This window comes from Streptomyces sp. 150FB (assembly GCF_000818195.1).
Classification (GTDB): Bacteria; Actinomycetota; Actinomycetes; order Streptomycetales; family Streptomycetaceae; genus Streptomyces.
The window spans coordinates 2,931,071-2,934,179 of the sequence record NZ_JTHL01000001.1; the positions used below are offsets into that span (position 1 = coordinate 2,931,071).

Annotated in this window: 3 protein-coding genes; 2 read left to right on the forward strand and 1 reads right to left on the reverse strand. The window is 72.2% G+C overall.

Going from position 1 to position 3,109, the window contains the following annotated elements; translation table 11 throughout:
* The coding region (locus QR77_RS12350) for a tetratricopeptide repeat protein (protein WP_236710613.1) at positions 1-1,217 on the forward strand (1,217 nt) is incomplete at its 5' end.
* 64 nt (positions 1,218-1,281) lie between these two features.
* On the opposite strand, the gene QR77_RS12355 is transcribed toward QR77_RS12350, so the two are convergent.
* Entirely contained in the window at positions 1,282-1,878 is a 597-nt protein-coding gene (locus tag QR77_RS12355; protein WP_040021670.1) for a histidine phosphatase family protein, read from the reverse strand.
* A gap of 211 nt (positions 1,879-2,089) precedes the next feature.
* Between QR77_RS12355 and QR77_RS12360 the strand changes: the two genes are divergently transcribed.
* Positions 2,090-3,040: a phosphatase PAP2 family protein gene (locus QR77_RS12360; protein ID WP_052488697.1), complete on the forward strand. Its 951-nt coding sequence runs from the start codon at positions 2,090-2,092 to the stop codon at positions 3,038-3,040.
* Positions 3,041-3,109: the final 69 nt, after the last annotated feature.

Sequence of the window (3,109 nt, forward strand, 5' to 3'; positions counted from 1 at the left end):
GCGCGGGCGCCGAGCCCGACCCTCCGCCGGTGCGCCCGCCCGATCCCGCTCCCGCCGCCTACCTGACCGCGCCCCCCACCCGGATCAACAGCCGGACCACCGGCCGGATCAGCAACCAGATCCCCAACCCGATCAGCAGCCAGATCAGCGAGGAGAGCGACGTGCTGCGTCGCGCGTTCATGACCAGCGGGACCGCCACGGTCACCGCCACTTCCCTCAGCCTCGGCGCCCCACCCGCCGTGGCCGTGACCCTGCCCGCGCAACGCCGGGTCGGCGAGGCCGAGGTGCACGCCGTGGAGGCGGCCGTACGGCAGATCCGCCTGCTCGACGACCGGCACGGCGCCGACGGCCTCTACCGGGGGGCCGCCCAGCCGCTGCGCGCCGCTTACGCGCTGCTCGACACGGGAGCGGCCACCCGTGGACCGACGGTCGGCCGATTGCACGCGGGAGCGGGTGAACTGTCCATCTCGGTGGGCTGGCTGGCGCACGACTCCGGCCGTTTCGACGAGGCGCGCTCGCACTACGCGGAGGCGCTGGCGACCGCGCGGGTGGCCGGCGATTCCGCGCTGGAGGCGCATGCCTTCTGCAACATGGCTTTCCTGGCCAGGGATGCGGGGACGTACCGCGAAGCGGTGCTCGCCGCGCAGGCGGGGCAGCGCGCCGCGCAGCAGCTCGGCTCGCCGAGGCTGCTGTCGCTGCTCGCTCTGCGGGAGGCGGGCGGCTGGGCCGGGCTCGGCGACCGTATCGGGTGCGAGCGGGCGTTGACGCGGGCCCGTGCCCTCTTCGAGCGCGGCCTCGCGGGCGCCGACCCCGAGTGGATGTCGTTCTTCGGCGAGCCCGAGGTGGAGATGCTGGAGGCGCAGTGCCGCGCCGCGCTGGGCGACTGGCCGTCGGCCGCCCGCCACGCGTACCGCGCGACGGTCCTCCAGGACCCGCACTTCGCCCGCAATCTCGCCCTCTACCGCGCCGAACTGGCCGGCGATCTGGCCCGCTCGGGCTCGCCCGACGAGGCGTCGGCCGCCGGACACCTGGTGCTCGACCTGCTGGACGACGTGCAGTCGTCCCGTATCCGGACGATGCTGGCCGTCGCCGCCAGGGCGCTGCTGGCGCAGCGGCGGCTGCCGGACGTACGGGCGTTCCTGGACCGTCATGACTCGGTGCTGCGACGGCCCGGGGTGCCGGACAGGCTGCCGACGTCGGCGCTCGGGGCGACCTGAGCGGGTATCAGGGCGCGGGCGTGAGGGCACGGGATCAGCGCACGGGCCTCAGGGCCTCAGCGCCTCAGGGCGTCATGTGCGCCGTGTCGTTCCAGACCTCGATCGCCGGTCTGCCGTACGCCCAGCTCAGGACCGACAGTGACGTCGGCGCCAGCCGGATACGGGCCGCGAAGGAGACGTCCTCCCCCAGCCAGCGCGCGCCGATCGTGCGCAGGATGTGCCCGTGGGCGAACAGCGCGACATCGTGGTCGGCGGACCGTGCGCGCTCGACGACCCGGTCGGCGCGTGCGGAGATCTCGGCCAGGCTCTCGCCGCCGGGCACACCGTCGCGCCAGATGAACCAGTCCGGCCGGTCGGCCCTGATCTCGTCGGGGGTCAGGCCCTCGTACGCGCCGTAGTCGAACTCCATCAGCGCGTCCCACTCCTCGGCGCGCCCGGCGAAGCCCGCGAGGTCGCAGGTCTCCCGCGCCCGGACCAGCGGGCTCGTCAGGATCCGCGCGCCGGCGAGTCCGTTGAACGGCGCCCTGCGCAGCCGTTCGCCGAGCAGCTTCGCTCCCTGACGCCCCTCGTCCAGCAGCGGAATGTCCGTCCTGCCGGTGTGCCGGCCGGACAGCGACCACGCCGTCTGACCGTGCCGGACAAGGAGGATGCGCGATGCCATGGAAGGACTCCCCGGAGTTCACAAACAGGTGCCCTTCCATCATCCCGTACCTGAACACGGCAGATCCCGTCAGGGCGACGGCGGCCGGTGGCCTGGACCTGTCGTTCGAATGGGGTGCCGAGTTTCACAAACCAATACTCCGGACACCCGGCCACATAGTTAGATCACTCACGCCGTACGGTTTAACGTCGGCCGAAAGCCACATGAAAACATGAGGGAGATCGTCCGGATGTCGTACCGCCCCAGCGAGCCGCATCGGCACCGCCTCCGGCCTCGCTGGTGGACGGAGCTGCTGCTGATCGCCGTGGTCTACGCCGCCTACTCGGCCGGCAGGCTGCTGGCGCGCGGGGACGTCCCGGGGGCCGTCGGCCATGGGCTGTCCATACTACGAATAGAGCAGATACTTCACATAAACGTCGAACACCCGCTCAACAAGGTGTTCAGCGACGTCCCGGCCCTCGGCATACCGGCCGACTTCGCCTACGCCTCGCTCCACTATCTCGTCACTCCGGCCGTCCTGATCTGGATCTTCCGCCGCCACCCCGCCTTCTACCGGGCCGCGCGCACCTGGCTGTTGACGTCCACCCTCGTCGGTCTGATCGGCTTCACCCTGCTCCCCACCAGCCCGCCCCGGCTGCTGGCCGCCGGACAGGGCTTCATAGACACGATGGCGCGCTACAGCTCGTACGGCTGGTGGGGCGCGCAGGCGAGTGCGCCGCGCGGGCTCGGCGGGATGACCAACCAGTACGCGGCGATGCCGAGTCTGCACGTCGGCTGGGCGCTGTGGTGCGGGATGCTGCTGTGGCGGCACGCCCGTACGCCGGTGGTGAGGTGGCTGGGCGCCGCCTATCCGGTCGTCATCACGCTCGTCGTGATGGGCACGGCCAACCACTACCTGCTGGACGCGGTCGCCGGTGTGACCGTGATGACGGTGGCCGCCCTGCTGACGGGGCCTGTGCTGAACGTGGCGGACCGCGCGATGACATCGCTCGCCAGGCGCTTCCCGTGGGCCGCTGGAGGGCCGTCGCGCGGCGACCCGCCGGCCCGTCCTTCCACGGTTGTCAGCGGTGGGTGCGAGACTTCGGCGGGTGAACGATTCCCTGGGCAGCGGACCCCTACCCGTACCTCCTCCGCGGACGACACTCCGGCACCGGCTCGCTGAGCTGCGCGGCCCCGACGTCGCGCCGCATCCGCTCGATGCGCGCGCGCTGGCGGCCCTCGCCGCCAACCC

Excerpts from the sequence above, each read along its gene's own strand:
- QR77_RS12355 (WP_040021670.1), bottom strand. The coding sequence starts at position 1,878 with ATGGCATCGCGCATCCTCCTTGTCCGGCACGGTCAGACGGCGTGGTCG.
- QR77_RS12360 (WP_052488697.1), top strand. The coding sequence starts at position 2,090 with ATGAGGGAGATCGTCCGGATGTCGTACCGCCCCAGCGAGCCGCATCGG.